The sequence below is a fragment of the Chryseobacterium sp. P1-3 genome, assembly GCF_000738495.1.
Classification (GTDB): Bacteria; Bacteroidota; Bacteroidia; order Flavobacteriales; family Weeksellaceae; genus Chryseobacterium; species Chryseobacterium gallinarum.
Window position 1 is genome coordinate 780,087 of sequence record NZ_JPEQ01000007.1, and the last position, 20,286, is coordinate 800,372.

The 20,286-nt window shown below is 38.1% G+C and carries 17 protein-coding genes, 1 tRNA gene and 1 pseudogene; 8 read left to right on the forward strand and 11 right to left on the reverse strand.

Features of this window, described 5'->3' with window-relative positions; all coding sequences use genetic code 11:
- Nucleotides 1–32: 32 nt before the first annotated feature.
- From HX13_RS12065 to HX13_RS12080, 4 genes and pseudogenes are all read right to left on the reverse strand, one after another.
- Nucleotides 33–3,176 (reverse strand): annotated as a pseudogene (locus tag HX13_RS12065) (non-ribosomal peptide synthetase); the annotation flags it as partial.
- Nucleotides 3,177–3,541: 365 nt separating this feature from the next.
- The gene (locus HX13_RS12070; RefSeq protein WP_050021268.1) at nucleotides 3,542–5,146 is read right to left on the reverse strand and encodes an FISUMP domain-containing protein; all 1,605 of its coding nucleotides are present in this window, start codon (nucleotides 5,144–5,146) and stop codon (nucleotides 3,542–3,544) included.
- 388 nt (nucleotides 5,147–5,534) lie between these two features.
- Nucleotides 5,535–6,098 (reverse strand): hypothetical protein, encoded by a 564-nt coding sequence (locus tag HX13_RS12075; RefSeq protein WP_128572381.1) that lies wholly within the window; start codon nucleotides 6,096–6,098, stop codon nucleotides 5,535–5,537.
- Nucleotides 6,099–6,832: 734 nt separating this feature from the next.
- Nucleotides 6,833–6,905, reverse strand: a tRNA-Lys gene (locus tag HX13_RS12080).
- 270 nt (nucleotides 6,906–7,175) lie between these two features.
- Here HX13_RS12080 and HX13_RS12085 point away from each other — a divergent pair.
- Both HX13_RS12085 and HX13_RS12090 read left to right on the forward strand, forming a co-directional pair.
- Complete coding sequence (locus HX13_RS12085) at nucleotides 7,176–7,631, forward strand: MarR family winged helix-turn-helix transcriptional regulator (protein ID WP_050021270.1); 456 nt, start codon at nucleotides 7,176–7,178, stop codon at nucleotides 7,629–7,631.
- Nucleotides 7,632–7,638: 7 nt separating this feature from the next.
- Nucleotides 7,639–8,151 carry a hypothetical protein gene (locus tag HX13_RS12090; RefSeq protein WP_050021271.1) on the forward strand — a complete coding sequence of 171 codons (513 nt, stop codon included), beginning with the start codon at nucleotides 7,639–7,641 and terminating at the stop codon, nucleotides 8,149–8,151.
- A 227-nt stretch (nucleotides 8,152–8,378) separates the two neighbouring features.
- Here HX13_RS12090 and HX13_RS12095 read toward each other — a convergent pair whose 3' ends face one another.
- The 3 genes from HX13_RS12095 to HX13_RS12105 are packed head-to-tail and all read right to left on the reverse strand — an operon-like array spanning nucleotide 8,379 to nucleotide 12,351.
- Nucleotides 8,379–9,968 carry a beta-carotene 15,15'-monooxygenase gene (locus tag HX13_RS12095; RefSeq protein ID WP_050021430.1) on the reverse strand — a complete coding sequence of 530 codons (1,590 nt, stop codon included), beginning with the start codon at nucleotides 9,966–9,968 and terminating at the stop codon, nucleotides 8,379–8,381.
- Nucleotides 9,961–11,025, reverse strand: coding sequence for an HlyD family secretion protein (locus HX13_RS12100; RefSeq protein ID WP_050021272.1), 1,065 nt, complete (start codon nucleotides 11,023–11,025; stop codon nucleotides 9,961–9,963). The genes HX13_RS12095 and HX13_RS12100 overlap by 8 nt, the downstream gene beginning before the upstream one ends.
- A 3-nt stretch (nucleotides 11,026–11,028) precedes the next feature.
- On the reverse strand, nucleotides 11,029–12,351 hold the full coding sequence (locus tag HX13_RS12105) for a TolC family protein (RefSeq protein ID WP_050021273.1): 1,323 nt from the start codon (nucleotides 12,349–12,351) through the stop codon (nucleotides 11,029–11,031).
- Between the two features lie 266 nt (nucleotides 12,352–12,617).
- Between HX13_RS12105 and HX13_RS24240 the strand changes: the two genes are divergently transcribed.
- Together HX13_RS24240 and HX13_RS24245 are read left to right on the forward strand one after the other, a co-directional pair.
- Nucleotides 12,618–12,875, forward strand: coding sequence for a hypothetical protein (locus tag HX13_RS24240; protein WP_238555311.1), 258 nt, complete (start codon nucleotides 12,618–12,620; stop codon nucleotides 12,873–12,875).
- Nucleotides 12,859–13,299 carry a helix-turn-helix domain-containing protein gene (locus HX13_RS24245; protein WP_238555275.1) on the forward strand — a complete coding sequence of 147 codons (441 nt, stop codon included), beginning with the start codon at nucleotides 12,859–12,861 and terminating at the stop codon, nucleotides 13,297–13,299. Before HX13_RS24240 ends, HX13_RS24245 begins: the two co-directional genes overlap by 17 nt.
- A 9-nt stretch (nucleotides 13,300–13,308) precedes the next feature.
- On the opposite strand, the gene HX13_RS12115 is transcribed toward HX13_RS24245, so the two are convergent.
- From HX13_RS12115 to HX13_RS12130, 4 genes are all read right to left on the reverse strand, one after another.
- Nucleotides 13,309–14,097 carry an SDR family oxidoreductase gene (locus HX13_RS12115; protein WP_050021274.1) on the reverse strand — a complete coding sequence of 263 codons (789 nt, stop codon included), beginning with the start codon at nucleotides 14,095–14,097 and terminating at the stop codon, nucleotides 13,309–13,311.
- Nucleotides 14,098–14,190: 93 nt separating this feature from the next.
- A complete protein-coding gene (locus tag HX13_RS12120; RefSeq protein WP_128572383.1) occupies nucleotides 14,191–14,658 on the reverse strand; it encodes an SMI1/KNR4 family protein in 468 nt (155 codons plus the stop codon).
- 155 nt (nucleotides 14,659–14,813) lie between these two features.
- Complete coding sequence (locus tag HX13_RS12125) at nucleotides 14,814–15,077, reverse strand: hypothetical protein (RefSeq protein WP_128572384.1); 264 nt, start codon at nucleotides 15,075–15,077, stop codon at nucleotides 14,814–14,816.
- Between the two features lie 56 nt (nucleotides 15,078–15,133).
- A complete protein-coding gene (locus tag HX13_RS12130) occupies nucleotides 15,134–15,724 on the reverse strand; it encodes a TlpA family protein disulfide reductase (protein ID WP_050021277.1) in 591 nt (196 codons plus the stop codon).
- 214 nt (nucleotides 15,725–15,938) lie between these two features.
- On the opposite strand from HX13_RS12130, the gene HX13_RS12135 reads away from it, so the two are divergent.
- From HX13_RS12135 to HX13_RS12150, 4 genes are all read left to right on the forward strand, one after another.
- Nucleotides 15,939–18,269, forward strand: a complete 2,331-nt coding sequence (locus tag HX13_RS12135) for a TonB-dependent receptor (protein ID WP_050021278.1) — start codon at nucleotides 15,939–15,941, stop codon at nucleotides 18,267–18,269.
- Nucleotides 18,270–18,272: 3 nt separating this feature from the next.
- Nucleotides 18,273–19,085, forward strand: coding sequence for a DUF4249 domain-containing protein (locus HX13_RS12140; protein ID WP_050021279.1), 813 nt, complete (start codon nucleotides 18,273–18,275; stop codon nucleotides 19,083–19,085).
- A 220-nt stretch (nucleotides 19,086–19,305) separates the two neighbouring features.
- Complete coding sequence (locus HX13_RS12145; RefSeq protein WP_050021280.1) at nucleotides 19,306–19,701, forward strand: VOC family protein; 396 nt, start codon at nucleotides 19,306–19,308, stop codon at nucleotides 19,699–19,701.
- A 131-nt stretch (nucleotides 19,702–19,832) separates the two neighbouring features.
- On the forward strand, nucleotides 19,833–20,285 hold the full coding sequence (locus HX13_RS12150) for an SRPBCC family protein (RefSeq protein ID WP_050021281.1): 453 nt from the start codon (nucleotides 19,833–19,835) through the stop codon (nucleotides 20,283–20,285).
- The last annotated feature ends 1 nt before the right edge of the window (nucleotide 20,286 follow it).

Here is a 20,286-nt window from a genome sequence, read left to right on the forward strand (position 1 = left end):
TTACAGGTTGAGAAACAACATTATTTTTATCAAGTATATGAGATAATGAAGCCACTGTTTTATGTCCAAATACCATCGATACATTGACCGGAATTTCAAGCTCCTGTTTGATCTTACCGATGAGTTTAATCGCCATAATACTATTTCCCCCAAGCCGGAAGAAATCATCATGAATACCAATGCTGGTGGGTTCAAGTCCTAAAGTTTGCCCATAAATATTACATAGTTTCTCTTGCAGTTCATTTTCAGGACCTGTATATTCTCTTTCTCCACTGAATTCAGGTTCAGGCAGCTGTCTTCTGTCTAATTTTCCATTAATGGTTAATGGTAAAGCTGTTAGTTGTACAAAAACACTTGGCACCATGTATTCAGGCAATGTTTCTGATAAATATTCTGTCAGCTTTTCGGCATCCAGTTCTTCTTCAGAAACATAATACCCTGCCAGGTATTTCATTCCTGTATTATTTTCTTTGGCTAAAACCACAGACTGCTTGATATCAGGATGCTGAGATAATCTTTCCTCAATTTCTCCCAATTCTATTCTGTACCCTCTTATTTTTACCTGAAAATCATTTCTGCCAATGTATTCTATATTTCCATCAGGAAGCCATCGAACTAAATCCCCGGTTTTATATAATCTCCCGTTTACTCCTTTTTGTTTTTGGATTTCAGTCTGGAAAGGGTTTTTGATAAAACGTTCTTCAGTGAGGTCAGGACGATTCAGATACCCTCTTGCAATGCCTGCTCCGCCCAGATATAATTCTCCAACGGCTCCTACCGGTGACAACTGCTGGCAAGCATCCATGATGTAGGCGGAACTGTTTCCTACAGGCTTACCGATAACATGAACATCCCCATGCTCTATCTGTTTGTATATCGCATAAATAGTTGCTTCTGTAGGACCGTAGAGGTTATAAAGCACCTTTTTTTTCCGACCAATATTTTCCTGTCTCATAATCACAGGGTTCTCCTGCATACAGGAAACCTTTCACCGAAGGATAATCTACTCGCGGTAAAACAGATAACATTACCGGCGGCAAATAGGTATAAGCGATCTCATTGTCTAGCAAATATCTGCTTATCAGATCTGCATCTTTTTTAGTTGATTCATCCAATAAATGAAGCTCATTTCCATATAATAAAGCATTAAAAAATTCAGATACGGAAACATCGAAAACATAAGAAGTATAGGCTGTTATTTTTTCCCCTTCAGAAAAGCCGTATGCTTCTCTTACACCATCCACTACATTGATAACACTCTGATGCTCTACCATTACTCCTTTCGGAAGTCCTGTAGTTCCACTGGTATAAATTACATAAGCCAGATTGTCTGCAGAAACCCCGGTTACAGGATTTGAGAACTCCTGCGAATTCATTAGAATACTGAAATTCAAATCATTTAAGGAAAGACACTGTACAGAAAGGTGGTTTACTTTCTCTATCGTATCCTCTTCTCCAATAACGACTCTGGCTTTCGTATCTTTGAGAATATGTTCAATTCTGTCTACAGGATAGGAAGGATCCATAGGAACATAAGCAGCTCCGGATTTCAATACTGCTAAAATTGCAATCAACATATTTTCTGATCTTTCCAGACATAATGGAACCAATTCATCGGGTTGAAGATCAAAAGTATTGATTAAATAATGCGCTAAACGGTTTGAACGTTCATTAAGCTCCCGGTAAGTGAGTTTAACCTCCTGATAGACTAATGCAGTATCATCTGGGGTTTTTAAAACCTGATCTTCAAACGCTTTATGAATTGTTTTATGATCCTGATGATTATTATCTATTGTATTCCAGGCATCTATAACTTTTTGATAAGAATTCTCATTTAAAAGTTCATATTGGGAAATGAGTTTGTTTGCATTTCCTTCCAATAAATCTTCCAGTATTTCAATAAACAACCTCTGATAGATCTCTACAAAATTGGTTATCAATTCCGCATCAAGCTTCTGGTTTGCGTACCGGACCTTATAATTAATCTGACCATCCCTTACTTCCTGTTCAAATGACAGCGTTCCAACTAAATCTACATTCAGATCACTGTTAATGATCACATTACTGGCGCCTTCATAGTGAATAACCACATCCTTAAGGCTGGTTTGAACAAACCCAAATTCTAATATATTGGAAGTTGGTGCATAGCTGATAAGCTCTTCAATAGGCAGATATCTGGCTTTGCTTGTCTTTAATTGATTGTTATATTCTATATTTTGATGGATAAGATCCTGAAGAGAAGTCTTCTGCCCGAACCTGTATCCTTTTAAAATCGTATTAATATGAGCACCAAAGATAAAATCCTGGCCCTCTGTAATCCCAACAGGATAATTGATTACCAAATCATTAACTCCTGAAATTCTATGTAATAAAACAGCAAAAACCAATTGTCCATAGGTATATGGAGTCAGCTTATATTTCGAGATCAGCTGTCTTACTTTAAGAAATACTGATTCCGGAAAATGAAAACGGAGTTCACTGACAGGATTGATCAGGGCATGTTCTTTTTCCTGGGAATCAAGGAGGAGTGAATCTGCGGTTTGTAAAAATTTAAAACCAATATTTTCAACTTCTTTTAACTCTGATTTCCAGAATTCGGACATTTTTGCTTTTCCTTTTGTAAGGATATCTTCAAGCTGATTTCTCAGTTTTTCGTATCGTTCTTTCTGTTCTGTGAGGCTGATAGGATTTACATAGTTAAGATCATTGTAAAAAGCGCTGAGTTCAGCGTAAATACTGTTTGCACTTAATCCGTCAACAAGAATATGGGAAAATATATGAATAATTCTGTATCCACCATTATTCAGTTTAATAGCATAAAATCTGGCTAACTGCTCTTTTTCTAAATCAAAAGGCTGTAAGGCAAGTTGTAAAATTTCATCATCGCCGGGTTCTTCGGCAATAAATGTTACTATTTGTGTATCTTCAGAAAGCAAAGGCCTGCGCTTCCAGACCAGATTTTCTGATTCACTTACAACATTACTGTTCAACAGTAAGTTATTGTTAACAAATCTGACTAAGCTTGAGTTCAGCCGTTGGATATCAACATATCCGGACATAGACTGGTCAAAGATAATATTGTAGTCACTTCTGGATGGATTCAGTATCCATTCGTTATAGAAGGTAGATTGATATGGAGTTAGCTTCATAGCAATATATTCCGGGAGACGGTACATTAGATTAGGTTAGGTTTAGGTAAGTTCTTATTCACTTCATCGCTTTGAATTCTTTCTGATCAGATTGCAGGTCATCCTATTGATTAAAAAAAAAGAGAATCCTTAAAGCCGTTAATAACAAGCTCCGCATATAAGAATGAATATTAGAATTAAGTGAGTATAGATGCTTTTCAGCAACATTATTAAATCAAAGCAAATAACCCGAAGTACTGATCAGATCAATACTCCAAGTTAATATAACTTTTATCCAGACTCACCAGAGAATGAGAATTATCTATTAAATATGTTTCTTTAAAAATATTTATTTAAAATAGCAACCAACAATGTTGGCCGCTATTTCAATAATTGTATTTCAATGATATTTTTTACTCTTTAATACAACGAACTGAATTTCCTTGTGATTTGGAAGATCCACTAGTTGTATTAGCTGTTCCAAATGTTGGAATCTGAAGGACATAAGCAGCAGGGTTCGCAACAGCATCAGTAGTGCTGCTCCAATAAAATCCTTGTTGTCCTGTGTATACAGATGATAATGTTCCTTGTCCTGCATCCCGTATTCCCGGAACTGTTAAGCCCAATTTACTTGCAGAAGCTCCGGAAGCTCCATTTAATACATTCATGTTCAGGTAGTTTGTCAACTGATCTCTGGTTGGAACTTTAAATCCTACAGGGCACGGATTATTGGTAGATGTTGAATTATCCCATAAATTCGAATTAGGATTTACTCTCCAATCTCCACCCACTGCAATAAATAATGGATTAGGAGGTACATCATTTTTTACTCCGGTAGTACCATTAGCAGGAGTTCCACTGTTTGGCCCTGTCCAGTTAATCAGTTCATGGGCGTCAGGCCTTCTTCCCCACTGGAATAATGATCCATAGGCACGGTAATCTGATGAAGATGTCGCTTTTTGCCCAAGATTAAAGTTGGGTCCGTTCACATTGGTATAATCTGCTCCTAAGTTATGGTTTAGCCATACATTATTATCTTCAGCCTGTATTGGAAGATAAAGGAAATTATGATTAAAATTCCCCTGAACATCAGGCTCATTAAACATTCTATCCGGAATAGCAGCGATGATACGAACTTCATATCCTTTTTGAACTCCTGAATTAGGAAGTAAGAATTTTCCTAGTAATACTCCAAGGTAATCATTTCCGATTCCAGCATTTACATCCAGCTTACGGGCATTTAATGTTCCGACTTCAGATTTCAGAGTAGCAGTAATTGACTTCGTGGTAGCATTATACGACTGGGAGTTCCATGAAAGAGTAATATTTCTTGAAATACCATCTTCAGTAAGATTAGGATCTATATTAATGGTCTGGCTCCATGCTCCCACAGTACCGCTTCCGGTAGCTGTTGCAGGAATATAAACTGTAAGCCCTGAAGTAGGAATTACCCCCTGCAGATCAACCAGTGTTTCAGGAATTCCGTCAGCAGCCACAGGTCTGGCAGTAGTAGCAGGGCCTGTAGGGGTAGTAAATGGTGAATAATCCTGATCATACACAGAAGCTATAAAATATCTGCCTTCTAACGTTATGTTTGTTGGGATTATAGGCGTTCCCGGATTTACCGGAAGAGTAAGAGCCGGACACGAACTTCCATTCACGGTAACATTGAATGTCGCACTTCCTGAAGCAATAGGAAAACCAGTAACAGATAATTGTAACGTTCCATTTCCTACTGCAAAAGTACCTGCTGCCAATGTGGCAGTTAAACCATTAGCCTGGAAGGTTTGCGCAGCATAAGCGCTTCCGTCACCACCTGTGTAAGGAATCGTCAACGTTCCTGTATAAGATTGTCCCTGTGTTGCAGGATTAGGAGTAAATGTAGCAGCTCCGCAATTTAAAGCAAAAGCAGGATTTTCTTTCCAGAAACATTGTGACCAGGCTCCTCCCTGAAAAGCCTTTACACATTGTTCTGATACATCATAGATCAACATTCCGTTTACCGGATTATTAATCACTCCTGTATTAGGAACTCTGTTCAGTAATAAACTCTTATTGGTAGACCCCAGTTCAAGGTCAGCACTTAAATGAGGATTAGGTTGATTAATCCCAACCTGTGCAATGGAAAAAGAGCTAATACAAATGTAAATAGGTAATAAGAACTTTTTTTTTCATGTTGAATTTTTGTTGTGGTTTAATAAAATTTGTCTATATAAATATCTTTCATTGAAGTTGCAATGAAATAAAGAATAGCAAATTCCAGTAAACAGATTCTGAAAATACCTGTATTAGATACAATACATACACCTTGTAAATGAATCAAGGTAATGCCGGGTATATATTGATTGACTTAAAGATAAAGATATTCAATGGCTTGAAACTGGTCACCGGAAAATATCTATTACATTATTTAGAAACAACAGAACAGGTATTTCCTGCAATAATGGTATTAAATGTGATATTTCCGGTCTTGTCCGGGGTTCCGGTAATAGAATACTGTAAGCTTCCGTTTCCTACAGCAAAGTTTCCGGCGGGCAAAAAAGCAGTTAATCCATTGGCCTGAATAGACTGTGCCTCATAACGCCCACCATTTCCTCCTGTATAAGGAATTGTTAAAGTTCCTTTAAATGCCTGGCCTGCAACCGGATTAGGAGATACAGTAGCAGAAGTACATAATAATGATACCGGATTAGCCAATGCTTTTTTTCCAGTCAGCCCTTTTCCAAGACAATTAGACCATTTACCATTCTGATATGCTTTTACACATTCTTCTGATTGATCATAAATCATCATACCATTAACCGGATTAGCAACAGCAGCAGTGTTGGGAACTCTATTCAACAGTAAGGTTTTATTAGCAGAAGCCAGCTCTAAATCCGTACTTAAATGCGGGCTAGCGGTTCCAATACCAACCTGGGAGAAACAAAGAGCACTATAACAAAATGCCAATAGTAATAACTTTTTTTTCATGGGAATCATATTTGGTTGTGTTGTATATTTTCTTCAAGGCAAATTTATATGTAATTTTTGAAACTGCAAAGAAAAAAAACATATTTTGTCACAGTGTAATGATTTTTTACTACATTATATATAGTTATATTACAAACACATATAGACTAATACATTTCACTATTGAAGGAATTTATAGGTGATCAATAGGAAAAAAATTCATCATTTTTTCACTTTTTATAAATACAACATTATCTCAATTAAATATATTGGTTAATAACAAATGTCTTTTAAGTGTTGATGACAAAAAAAAATAAGATCAGGTTTAAAAATTGGAGGGCAGGAATGATTAGGTGTCTTTTGCACTTATCATTGGATCAGGATCAAAAGTTGGGAACATAATAAATTGAGTCTGAATATAAAAAAATTCTGTTCATTATTGATTAGCGTCAAAATTATTGAGATCGTTTTTCACGCAAAGTTTAAAAAAAAATAATGTTCCATTTCAAGTAGGCAAAGAAGGCAGCATAGTTGCTGATTAATCGCATGCAAAGTCCTTAAAATAAAGAGTAATCAAAAAGAAATCTTACGTGAATTTTAAAAATTAAATAGATCTAAATGTTATAAGACCACAATTTTTGCGCTTGTCCCCTTATCATACAATATAAGATATAAAAAAATCTTTTTTTTGCATTACATTTAAAAGGCAAAACGAAAAAACGGACAAAGCATTAAAAATGTCTTGTCCGTCTTAGTGACCCGGCTGGGATTCGAACCCAGGACCCATACATTAAAAGTGTATTGCTCTACCAGCTGAGCTACCGAGTCGCACTTTACCTGATTTTGTCAGAAATCCCTGTGTTTAAGGGACTGCAAAGATAGAGAAATCCCCTTTAAATCCAAACTTTCCGGCAAGTTTTTGTTATTTTTTTTCGTCTTATTTTATTAAACAACTGTTTATAAAATAATTACATTTTTATTTTTTCATAAGAGTTCCTCTCCTTTTTTCCTAATCGTCTTCAGATATTTTATTTTCAATTTGGATGAATCAAAAATAAATAATATCTTAGCAACTAAGATACTTTAATACTAAAACAAATGAATAAAGACAGGCTGAAACAATTCCGGGAAGCCAGCAGACAATATTCGGATGCTTCCATTTTTATGCATGAAGCTATTGCCAGGAAGGCAGGCTTATCCAATGCGGACCATAAATATTTAGGGCTGATTCTGCAATATAACACTATAACTGCAGGGGAGATTGCAAAACTGACAGGACTTACAACCGGTGCGGTAACCGGCCTGATAGATCGTCTGGAAAAAAAGGAATTACTGAAAAGGCAATTTATCCGGGAAGACAGAAGAAAAGTCATTATCATTCCTGATAGGGAAAACAGCATGAAATTACTGGGTCCGATTTTCGATGAACTGCAACAGAAAACCATTCAGCTTATTTCGACCTTTTCAGAAGCGGAAACAGACATTATCGAGCGGTATTTCAAAGGAGCAACAGCCATCATGAAAGAAACAGCCGATCAATTAAACAATACATAACAAAACCATGGAAAGTTTAACAACCACTTACGCCACACGCGCAGAAATATGGCTCTGTATTACCACATTGCTTTATTTCCTTATGAATGGGGCTCAAATCTTTGAAACCTTTGTTTTCGTTCCCAAATGGACATTTTCGCCACCTGATAATTTTAAACTATTATCAGACGGAAAGGGAGCAAGTCTGAAGTTCTTTTGGATTATATTCCATTCCCTGCATGAAATAGCTTTTATTCTTGCTATTATTTTTTGCTGGAAAATTCTACCTGTAAGAAACTGGCTTCTGATTTTATTGGTAGCACACATTGCCGTAAGGATATGGACATTGGTATATTTTGCCCCACATATTATTTATTTCCAAAAAACTGCTGAATCTCCCGGTGTTGCGGAAGACCTGTCATCCAGGGTTTCGCTATGGCAAACGCTTAACTATGTCCGTGTCACTCTTTTCATTATTATTTCACTGGGACTTATCCCTTTATGTATCAAATTATTCAGCTTCGTCCATAATATGAAGTGAGTAATTCTTTTCTAATAATTACATTTATCTGAGAAAAAAACTTTCAAAGCATGTGAACCTTGGAACTTCTCTACCGGTATTTAAAATAAGGAACAATCTGGAAAAACGTTAACCCACTCTCATAAAAAAGAGGCTGCCTTGCAGGCAGCCTCAAAGCACTCTATAAAAAAACAGCTAAACAGCTATACTTTTCTAATGTAAAACCGGAATCATCACCTCAGGACTGGCTAGGCAGGAGATAATTTACGGGATCTTAAATATAAAACCGTGCGGTTCAGATAGGGAAAAAGAAGAATCAATAATAAAGAAGCAAAAAGAAGCCAGCCCATTATTTCATAATAGTCCATAGCAAAACGTACATGATTCTGAACGTTTATCCTGCCCAGCAATAGTCTCTCAGCTGCTTTTGCTGCATGATCTTCAGACATTCCTTTTGCTGTAAGTTTAGCGGTTTGCGTGTGGAGAAAGCTTTTCACAGCAGGATCTATTGTGGTCAGGTGATCCTGGAAAGCATTGTAATGGCGACTCTTTTCAAAAAGTTCATAAAAATTAATCAAAGCAATACTGGTGCAAAATCCAAGATACCTTACGGCCAATGCAGTTGCTGCAGCGGAAGGTCCAATGGAAGCAGGAACTGACGAAATGATAAAAATAATAGTAGGAACCATAATCAAGCCTACTCCCAGTCCCTGGATAAATAAAGGAATAAAATAATTGAACTCATCCGCCTGAACATCAAAAGAATAATACATCATCACATGAAAGGCAAACAGCATCAGGAACCCCGGGCCCCAGAGGTATTGTATTTTTTTCTTCTGTAATACCATACAACAGGCAATAATCACTCCCAATATAAGCCCGGAAAGGTTAAAGATATTGATATAGGAGATGTGGAAAGGATCCAAATGCAGTTCCGTTGCAAAATAATTATTGGTAATCCCTGAAGCAAAACGACAGATATACATAATGAAAAGAATAAGCAGTCCTACTTTAAAATTACGGTATCTGAACACCCTTAAATCTATATAAGGTCTTTTAATTGCATATTGACGAAATACAGAAATACCTCCCAATAATACAATTCCAACAACACTTCCCAGGATTCTTCTATCTTCCAGCCAATAGTACTCCTGACCGTAAATAGTGATATAACCTATCAATACCAATATGATACTAAAGAGGACAAAACTTTCCCAGTCCAGCTTATAAAGCGGGAACCTTGCTTCCGGCCTGTAATTACTCATGGTGAGGGTCAGAAAAATAAGCCCCGGCAAATACGAAAAAATGGCTGTTTTGTAAACGATATTAAAATTATAGGAATCGATCAGGTCTGCAGTAATCAGGTTATTAAAAGGTAAAGCACAGAGAAGGATTCCGAAGAATACTGAAAAACTGATTTCCCTGCCTCTTTCACTACTCAATCTTGTAAATATTAAAGTAAGTGAAAGATTTACATTTCCGGCAAACAACATCCCCTGAAGAAAACGCACCGGAAAAAGAATATATATTTCATGGGTATAATAACAGATCAGGCAAGCCATAATCTGTAATGTTGTAAAGATCAAAAAGTATTCTTTGGCGGCCAGGAAACTGAAGAACCGTCTTTCCAGGCTATAGAACCCTACGTATCCCGCATAAAACAAAGCTACTGCAAACTGGATGTCTGCCGGCTCACTGCCATAGTATCCTGCCGCTGCATTACTATTCGCCAATGGCAGGAAGAAAATAATAATTCCGGGTAAGGTCATGGAGAAAAGAATGATTTTGATCAGCCATTCAGGTGCCCAGCGTTTAAAAATCGGGATTTTTCTAGCCATTGAAATGCTTTTTACGGGCATATACATTTACATTCATCCCCACTTTCAGGACATCAATATCCTTTCTTTTTCCATCCACGCGAATTCTTACGGGAATACGCTGTACAATTTTCACATAATTTCCGGTAGAATTATCAGGCGGCAGTAACGAAAAACTTGATCCCGTAGCTGGAGATAAAGAAATAATGGTTCCCTGAAATTCTCTGTCGGGATAAGAATCGGCTACAATCTTTACATGGTCTCCGATATGCATATCCTTAATCTGGGTCTCTTTATAATTGGCCACCACCCATTTATCCGTTTCATTATTGACGATAAAAGCCAGTGTTTCTCCGGCTTCAATCATCTGCCCTACCTCAACGGTTCTTCTCCCCATCCTACCATCATATGCTGCTGTAACAGCTGTATAGCTTACATCCAGCTTATGGCGGTCCAGTAAAGCTTCCAGTCTTGCAATCTCAGCCAGAACAACCGTTTTCTCGGCCTGGATATCGTTTATTTTGGATACAGAAGCAGCATAGATATCCTGTGAAGACTTATAATCATTCTCATTCACCTCCAAAGTGGCTTTTACATCTTCCAGCCTCTGCCTGGTGGCCGATTCTTCATTGTAGAGTTTCTCATAGCGGTTATAATCAAGCTGCTGTTTCCAGACTTTCGCTTTATTGGCAGCTACCTGGGCCCGGGCTGAAGCCGCCTGCTTCTCTGTGGTACTGGTATTGCTTTCCAATACTTTCAGCTCCGCCCTGGCTTTCTGAAGGGCTGCCTGGGTTTGTTTCTGCTGGAGAATATATTCACGGTTATCAATGACCAGGAGGGTATCCCCTTTTTTAACTTCCTGATTCTCTTCAAACTTTACCGCGACAATGAACCCGCCTGCCCTGGAAATAATCGGATTTACATATTCCTGTACCTGGGCATCGTTGGTTTGTTCATATTTAGAATAGTTTCTGAGTGTAAATCCGCCCCATACCGCCAATGCTGCTACGATAAAAAGGGAAACCCAACCTGTAATCCTGGTAATTAAACGGTCAGTAGGCGTATATTTCTTTTTCATTGTTTATAAAGTACCTGTTATGTTTTGTAATAAATAATAATTGTTTTGTGCCATAATTTTTGCCGCTTCCAGTTCAAATTTTGTCTGAAGCAGCTGTATATCTGCATCCAGCAGATCTGTGATTAAAGAAGTCTGGCTGAAATAGGTATTTTTGGTAATCCGTGCATTTTCTTTGGCCTGGGTTACATTGGTTTCTGCAACCCTGATCTGCTCAAGGGCTTCCTGGTATCGCAGATACGCTTCTTTCACCTGCTGCCTCACTTTATCTTCCGTATCCTTATGGGTCTCTTCTTCTTTCTCAAACTCCAGGGCGGCAGCTTTTACCTTTTGTGTGTTATGATACAGCGATGAAATGGAAAAAGAAGCTTTCAGACCTACAATTCCTAATGAATACCAATAAGGGTTATAAGGATACAGGAAAATCTGCGGATTAGCATAGTAAAACTCGCCATACAAACCAATTTTAGGGCTTACATTCGCTTTTACCTGCTTTAGTTTAATTTTGCTGAGTTCTGTCTGCTGTTCAGAAACATGATAATCAAAAGAATGATCCAGCGCCAGTTGCAGATATTCCTTATATGTTGTATTTTCATCCCACTGACTGAACGGAGCGTCAGGAATAACAATCTGGTCATCAGGAATCCCCAGGATAATATTCAGCTTTTGCATGGCGATAAGAATATCGTTTTCAATAGTCATCAGGGCCATTTTCCGTTTGGAAAGTTCAAGTTCTACCCTTAAAACATCTGTCTTTAATACCACCCCGTTTTTGTAAAGGGCCTGTATTTCCTTAAGCTGTGTTTGCTGATCAGCAATATCCTGCCTGATAAGGTTACGGAAAATTAAAGTTTTCTGAAGTTCAAGATAAAGGGTGGCTGTTTTGTAATGGATATCGGAAACTGACTGTTCTTTCCTTATATTTTTAATTTTTTGAAGCGTCTGATTTTCTTTGATTTTAAGATTGAGTTTATTTCCTTCATAAATATTGAGGTAAAAGTCGGCTCCGGCTCTGTAAAGGGTGTGAATTACTTCATGCTGGACCGGTCTGGAAAAGATTCCGTTTTCATAGATAGGGATGTTGGAAGCCTTTTCAATGGAACCTTTCACTCCTATTTCCGGTAATCTTTCCCGTTTGGCATCTTTTACTTCCGCTTCTGCAATATCTGTATTGATGGTATTGATTTTAATATAACGGCTGTTTTCTTCAGCTCTTTGCCATGCGTCTTTTAGAGAGAGCCGGATGGTATCATTTCGGAGACTGCCTGCCTGGGCCGGTATGCTATAGATAATACCCAGCAACAGCAGTCCGGTGAGATAAATTTTCATCTGAATTTTTCGAATTATTGCAGTGCAAATTTATCGGCAATCCTGAAAATATTTTTATCTAAAATAGTCAAGTTTTACATGATTCCGGCCAAATGATTATATTTGCATTCTGATATTATTTAAGTTCTTTGTATGGGATTAATCGCTACACTTCCGCATATCGATCAGCATGATAAAAAGTGTCTTTGTGATGCACGAAAAAATCTGAAAAACTGATCCCGTTCCACAAGCATACCAAAGGTCAGTTAAGTTATGTAGAAGGTGGCATCGCCTATATTACCATTGATAACCGTACTTATGTGGTACCAGCACGGCATTTTTTCTGGATTCCTCAGGGAATGGAACACATCCTTGAAATCGGCCACTCTGCTACCATGCTTCGTTCACTTTATTTCTATGCCTATGATGATGTTTCAGATCCTTTTTATGGCAGATTAGGGATCTATCCTGCATCAGAATTGCTGATTCAGATGATTAAATACACAGAAATATGGGACGAAAAAACATGTGACTTCCGGGGATGAAAACTTTGAATTTTTAGTTGCCTTAAAAAAAATTCTCCCCAAAACGCATCAACAGCCTTTACCAATTATTCTCCCTGCCACCCACAACAAGCAGATGATCAAAATAGTTTCTTACCTTGAGTGGAATATCGGCGAAAAGCATACTTTAGCCAATGTAAGCTCCCGGTTCGGATTAAGTGAGCGTTCCATGTCCCGCCTGTTTAAAGCAGATATGAATATTTCTTTTCTTCAGTATCTGAAAACATTGAGGATTATCAAGGCTATCGAACTGCTTCTGAATACGGATAAATCCATCAGTGAAATTGCCGATGATGTCGGTTACAGCTCCATCAGTGCGTTTAGTGACACGTTTCACGAATTTACCCGGTCCAGGCCTTCCGATCTTAGAAAAAGCAGTACAATATTCAGGAATCCTGCCAACTGATCTTCAAACTTAATAGGTATTATTCAGGCCTCCATCCAGAGGAATACTTGCTCCTGTAAGATAGGCGGCATATTCCGAAGCCAGAAAAGCTACAAGATGTCCATACTCTTCAGGTTTTCCTAATCTTTTCATCGGAATTTTATTTTCCCTGGCTTTCCTGATGGCTTCAGCAGATCCTCCGGTTTGTTGGGCTTCATGCTGAATCAGGTTTTGTATTCTTTCCGTATCAAAATAGCCGGTCAGAACATTATTAATGGTAATATTATGTTGTGCTATTTCATTAGACAGGGTTTTTGCCCACGCGATTACTGCTGAACGAATGGAATTGGATAGTGCCAGATTGCCTATAGGCTCTTTGACTGACAGAGAAGAAACATTGATAATCCGTCCCTCATTTTTTGCGATCATATAAGGCAAAGCCAGGAGGGTGGTTTCACAGACGGTCTTAAAAAGGAGGTCAAATGCCTGTTGATAATCCTCCGGTATTTTATCTAATGCCAGTCCCGGCTCGGGCCCATTGGTATTGTTGACCAGAATATCTATGGAGTTATTATGAAAATATTCACGAATCACTTTTTTATAGTTTTCAAAATCAGAAAAGTCAGCTACAAGATATTGATGTTTCTGATTAGCATGAACAACAGGCAATGAAGACACAAAATCCTGAAGTTTTGTTTCGCTACGCGACATTACCGTTACATTGGCTCCACATTTTGCCAGTTCAGTGGCAATTCCGGCACCTATCCCTTGTGTGGCCGCTCCTACTAATGCATTTTTTGAAAAAAGCTGAATATTCATAAGCGATAATATTGTTTGTTTATGATAAATGTAAGAAAAACCCTCAAAACCCGGAAGGCATTTGCACTCTACGGATCATAAAAGATTAAACCACTACACTGTAAAAGGATAATTTTCACTTAATGCAGGATCTAGGATATGTAAAGTTTCATAAAAATATTGTTTAACGGTTTCCGGGATATCATCGTATTCATCCGAATATTCATCCAGCTGCTGAATAATAAATGCCATTTGCAGCCATTGTCCAAAATTGATATTCATCGGCTGAAGTTTTTCATCATCATGATCATAAAACAAAACATTTCCATCCGGATCAAAAAACCAGCGGTCTCCTTGTCCGTTACCTGCAAAACACCAGTAATCCGGCATTTGAAGTGATTTATTTTCATTCACAGCTTCTACAGAACTGTATAAAATAGCTTCTGAAGCAATTTCACTGGTTTTTATTGAAGTAACCAGACTTTTATACCGGTCAGGAAAAGGAAAATCAACGGTTTTTGGAAAGTTTTGCAGGATTCTTTTTTCCTTTAAAATTTCTGTTTCTATCGCTTCAATCGACATTATTTTAAATGGATTCATAGCAAGCCGAATTCTTATTTTGTTTGAAAAATTTCAAAATGATATTTGGTATGATTTAGATTACTCTGCATATACAGGTACGGGCCGGCCTTTCAGCATACATGGGATAAATTCAACTTCTCCCTGTAGTTCTTCCCTCAGGGCAAGAACGGCTTTTTCGAAAACAGATCACCTACACCTCCTGTATAGCATGTATACAGATCGTATTGGTGAAGGAAATCATCCAGATGCAGATGATGCTCTTCAGAAAATTCTTCTTTAATGGGAATGCAGTTATTTCTGACAGGAGTATCCCTGTATCCGGAAAGCTGAAATTTATTAAAAATGATTCCCTGTTTATCGATCACGGAAAAATAATAATCTTCTTTCTCATGGAAAGAAAATAAGGTGTAGGAATTCATTATTTCATTCTCTACCATATACAAAAAAACAACATTCACACTTCAGGTTGCTGTATCTACTTTAATAATGTATCAATTCCGTTATAAAAAGAATCCTTGCTATAGTCTGCAACTCCTGTATGCCGAAGCCGGATTTTCCCCTGCTTGTCCAAAACTACTGTAGTAGGCAGTGATCCGTCGTAAATTTCTTTTGGAACAGAACCTGCGGGAGTCAGAAACGGAACTGTAAATCCTTTTTCTTTCAGGTATGCTTTTCCCGCTGCCGGATTATCGTCCAGGTTTACTGTGAGGAAAATCAGGTCCGGATGGGAACGGTATTTTTCATAAAATTTCTGGATAGAGGGAAATTCAGCACGGCATGGAGGGCACCATGACGCCCAAAAATTGATAAAAACCACTTTCCCTTTCCAATCTGATATATTTTTCCCTTGTTCATCTATCAGGGGAAAATCTGCATATGAAATCTCTGATACACCTTTATCATCTTTATTTCCAGGCTCTGACATACTGGAATTGAGCAGGCCGGTGGAAGCAACCTGCCTCATCAGCCATGCTTTGGCATCGGGATTTACAAGCAATACAATCAGCAGGATAGCTAAAACCACTGTAGACCCATTGCTTACAAGCCATTTCTTTAGTTGTCCCATATACTGTTTCTGACAATTTTTTACAACAATATAAGGCTAATATTTGAATCGATAGCCATAGGAATACATGTATATTGAACTGAAAAAAGCATTTTCAAGTGCATTTATTTCATAATTAACGCTTTATATGTAACTAATCTTTCTTTTCACCAACTAATCCAGTAAACTATAACTGATATTGAAGGGATTTCTACTCGTGTAAAAAATAAACTCAATGCAAACATCTTTTTTTAAAATTGCTGCCGCTTCAGCCGCCTTCTGTATCAGCAGTTGGGCTATAGCCCAACAAAAATACCAGGTCAGCGGAACCGTTAAAGATCAAAAAAACGGAGAACTTCTGATCGGAGTAAGTGTAAAAGTAGCTGAAGATCCTTCTATTAATGTGATCGCCAATGAATATGGCTTTTATTCCCTGTCTTTACCGGAAGGGAATTACAAGATCATAATCTCTTATCCTGGTTATCAGGATTTTGAACAGCAGATTACGGTCAATCAGAATATCAAACAGGATCTCCTGCTCAGCCAGCAGGAACAGGTATCAAAATCAATTGATGAAGTAATTATTACCGGTATTAAAAAGGACAAAAACCTGACATCAGCTCAAATGGGGGCTGAAACATTAAGTATTAAAAATATAGAAAAACTCCCTGTTCTTTTCGGAGAAAAAGATGTAATGAAAACTATACAGCTATTGCCGGGTATTAAAAGCAACGGTGAGGGAAGCAGCGGATTCAGCGTGAGAGGTGGTGCCACCGACCAGAACCTGATCCTACTGGATGAAGCCCCGGTTTATAATGCCTCACACTTACTGGGCTTTTTCAGTACTTTCAACAGTGATGCTTTAAAAGATGCCAGCATTATTAAAGGAAACAGCCCCGCCCAATACGGAGGGAGGCTTTCTTCAGTACTTGACGTGAAGATGAAGGACGGAAATAATAAAGACTATAATATCAACGGAGGAATCGGGTTAATCAGCAGCAGGCTAAGTGTAGAAGGACCTATTCAAAAGGAAAAGTCTTCTTTCATTGTTTCGGGAAGAAGAACATATGCGGATCTATTCCTTAAAACAAATAAAGATTATAAAGACAACAAATTATACTTTTATGACCTGAACCTGAAAGCCAATTACCAGATTAACGAAAATAACCGGCTTTATCTTTCAGGATATTTCGGGAGGGATGTTCTGGGATTAGGAAATACATTTTCTACAGATTGGGGAAATACCACCGCTACATTGAGATGGAACAGCATTATCAACAGCAAATTATTTTCCAATACCTCATTTATCTACAGCAATTATGATTACAAAATCAGTCTGAAGAGTAACAATAATACTTTCGGATTGAATTCAAAAATACAGGACTGGAATCTAAAGCAGGATTTCACCTGGTTTGCCGGAAACAAACATTCGGTCCGTTTTGGTCTTCAGTCGATTTATCATACCATTACCCCAAGCAGTGCTTCAGGAACAAGCGTAAGCAGTTTTCCGAGGAATCCAAGAAAATCATGGGAAAATGCATTGTACATCAATGATGATTTTAAAGCTACGGAAAAGCTGACAATCAACTATGGAGCCAGGCTTTCCATGTTCAGTATTCTGGGAGGTGATACATTTAATACTTATGAAAACGGGGTGCTTACCGGCAGCAGGTTTCTTGAAAAAGGTAAAATCGGAAAAACCTATGCCAATCTTGAGCCCAGAATTTCGGCAAACTACCGGATCAATGAGGTGAGCAGTGTGAAAGGAGCCTATTCCCGCAATACCCAGAATCTGCATCTTTTAAGCAATTCCAACAGCGGCAACCCTACAGACCAGTGGATCGGAAGCAGCTATACGGTAAAGCCTGAAATTGCAGATCAGATCAGTCTGGGATACAGCAGAAATTTCAACAATAACAATTATGAGCTGAATGCCGAGATCTACTACAAATCCATGCAGAACCAGATCGATTTTAAAAACGGCGCCCAGATCACTTTTGATACAGCCGCTGATGTAGAAAGTGAACTTCTATTCGGAAAAGGAAGGGCTTACGGTCTTGAGCTTATTGCCAAAAAGAAAAGCGGAAAGCTTACAGGATGGATCTCCTACACCCTGTCTAAAACAGAACGAAAAATCAACGGGATCAATAATAATGACTGGTATAATGCCAGAATGGACAAAACCCATGATCTTTCTGTGGTAGCAACTTATCAGCTGAATCCTAAATGGTCTGTCTCAGGATTGTTTGTATACAGCACAGGAAATGCCGTAACCTTCCCTACCGGGAAATATGAACTGAACGGCCAGACTGTTTTCCAATACAGCAATAGAAATGCAGACAGAATGCCTGCTTACCACAGAATGGACCTGAGTGCAACATACGAACCGGAATCCAATAAACGATTCCGTGGCTCATGGACTTTTGGAATTTATAACCTGTATGGCCGTGAGAATGCCTACATCATCAAATTCGAAGACAATCCGGATAACCCGGGAACAACCCGTGCCATGCAAACTTCTTTATTCCGCTGGGTACCTAACATCACTTATAATTTCAAATTTTAAATCATGAAAAATCCATTTTTTATTATATTATCCCTGTTTTTAGTTATCTCATGCCAGAAAGAAATTGACCTGGATCTGGCTGATCAAAGTGGCAGGATTGTCATTGAGGGCAATGTAACCGACCAGGTGGGTCCATACACCGTAAGAATTACAAAATCTGTAGCTGTTAACCAGCAGAATCAGTATCCTGCAGTAACCGATGCACAGGTCATTCTAAGTGATAATACAGGCCAAACAGAAACCTTACAATACATTGGTGACGGAAAATATCAGACCTCAACCTTTATAGGGGTATCAGGAAGAACCTATACACTTAAGGTACAGGCGGAAGGACAGCAATATATTGCTCAAAGTACCATGCCGGAAGCAGTAGACTTTGAAGGTCTTGCACAGGATTCTTTTAAATTCGGGGATAAAATGAGTTATACACTCCTGCCCATTTTTACCGATCCTGTAATGTTAGGAAACCGTTACCTGTTCAGTTTTACAATCAATGACCTGTCTAAAAAATATATTAGTGTATTTTCAGATAACCTCAACAACGGATTACCTAATCAACGTCCACTCATGCTTCCGAATGATGATAATGATGGTGCAGATCATGAGGTGGTAGCGGGAGACACCATTTATGTAGAGATGCAAAGCATTGATAATTCTATATTTACCTATTACAGTGCCCTTCTTGATATCTCCGGCAATGGCAGCGGGGTAACTCCGGCCAATCCCCCCAGCAATATCAGCAACGGTGCTCTGGGATATTTTTCTGCGCATACCCAAAGTAATAAAAGTTTTATCATCCAGCAGACCACTCCATAGATTTAAAAGGATATTCCACCTTTTGGAAATATCCTTGATAACACGGCTCCGGAGAAAATTTTTCTCCGGACCTTACATTACATTTTGGACTGTGTTTTTGAATTCCCAATACTGCCATTGAGCTTCTATATACAATCTATGAAAAGACTACTGACATGCTGTTGTCATTGCCCTACTCTACCTTTGTTTAAAATTATTCAACAATACAATTTTAAACAGTATGAAACTTACATCATTAAGAGTTATTACCAAAGACATCAGACCATCCGTTCAGTTTTATGAAAAAGTAACCGGATTAACGGCCCGATGGTATACAGAAGATTTTGCAGAACTTTCTGCCGGTACGATTACCATTGCTATCGGAAGCCTCAGGACCATGAAGCTGTTTGGCGGAAACCCCGCAACACCGGTAGGAAATAAAAATACAATCATCGAGTTTCTGGTTCCCGATGTAGATGAATCCTATCAAAGAATTAAAACTCTTACCAATGATATCATTCAGGAGCCTACAACTATGCCCTGGGGAAACCGGTCGCTCCTGTTCTGTGATCCGGACGGGAATTTAATTAATTTTTTTACTCCTGTGAGTGATGAGGCAATAAAGAAATTTAGCTAAGTGCTTTAATTTCTTATAGCAATTCCTGAAATTTTGATTTCTTGCCTTATGCAAAGATTACTGGTCAATAATTTACCTACCATTGTATTGCCTACCAATTTTTCAAGTAAAGTAAAATAAAAACTAAATCTATGGATAATTACAGTAATACTCTTGAAGTAAAAGCTACTTCTGATAAGATCTATGGGGCATTAACCCGTACCATTCCTCTCTGGTGGAGTGAAATGTTTGAAGGATCATCTGCACACAAGGACGATGTATTTACTATCAGATTTGGAGACAACATTCATAAAACCATGCGGGTGAAAGAAGTGATTCCTGGTTCCAAGATCAGCTGGTACGTCGAAGACTCACTGATCGCTATTCCTACATTAAAAAATCAAAAAGAATGGATAGGAACCACTATAGTTTGGGAAATGGAACAAAACGAAAGTTCAGGTTTATTACGACTTACACACGTCGGTTTACAACCTTCCATCGAATGCTATGAAGTGTGCTCTGTCGGCTGGGAACAATTTATCAGCAGCTTAAAACTATTCCTGGAAACAGGAAAAGGAAATCCCTATTTAAAAAACGGAATATAAA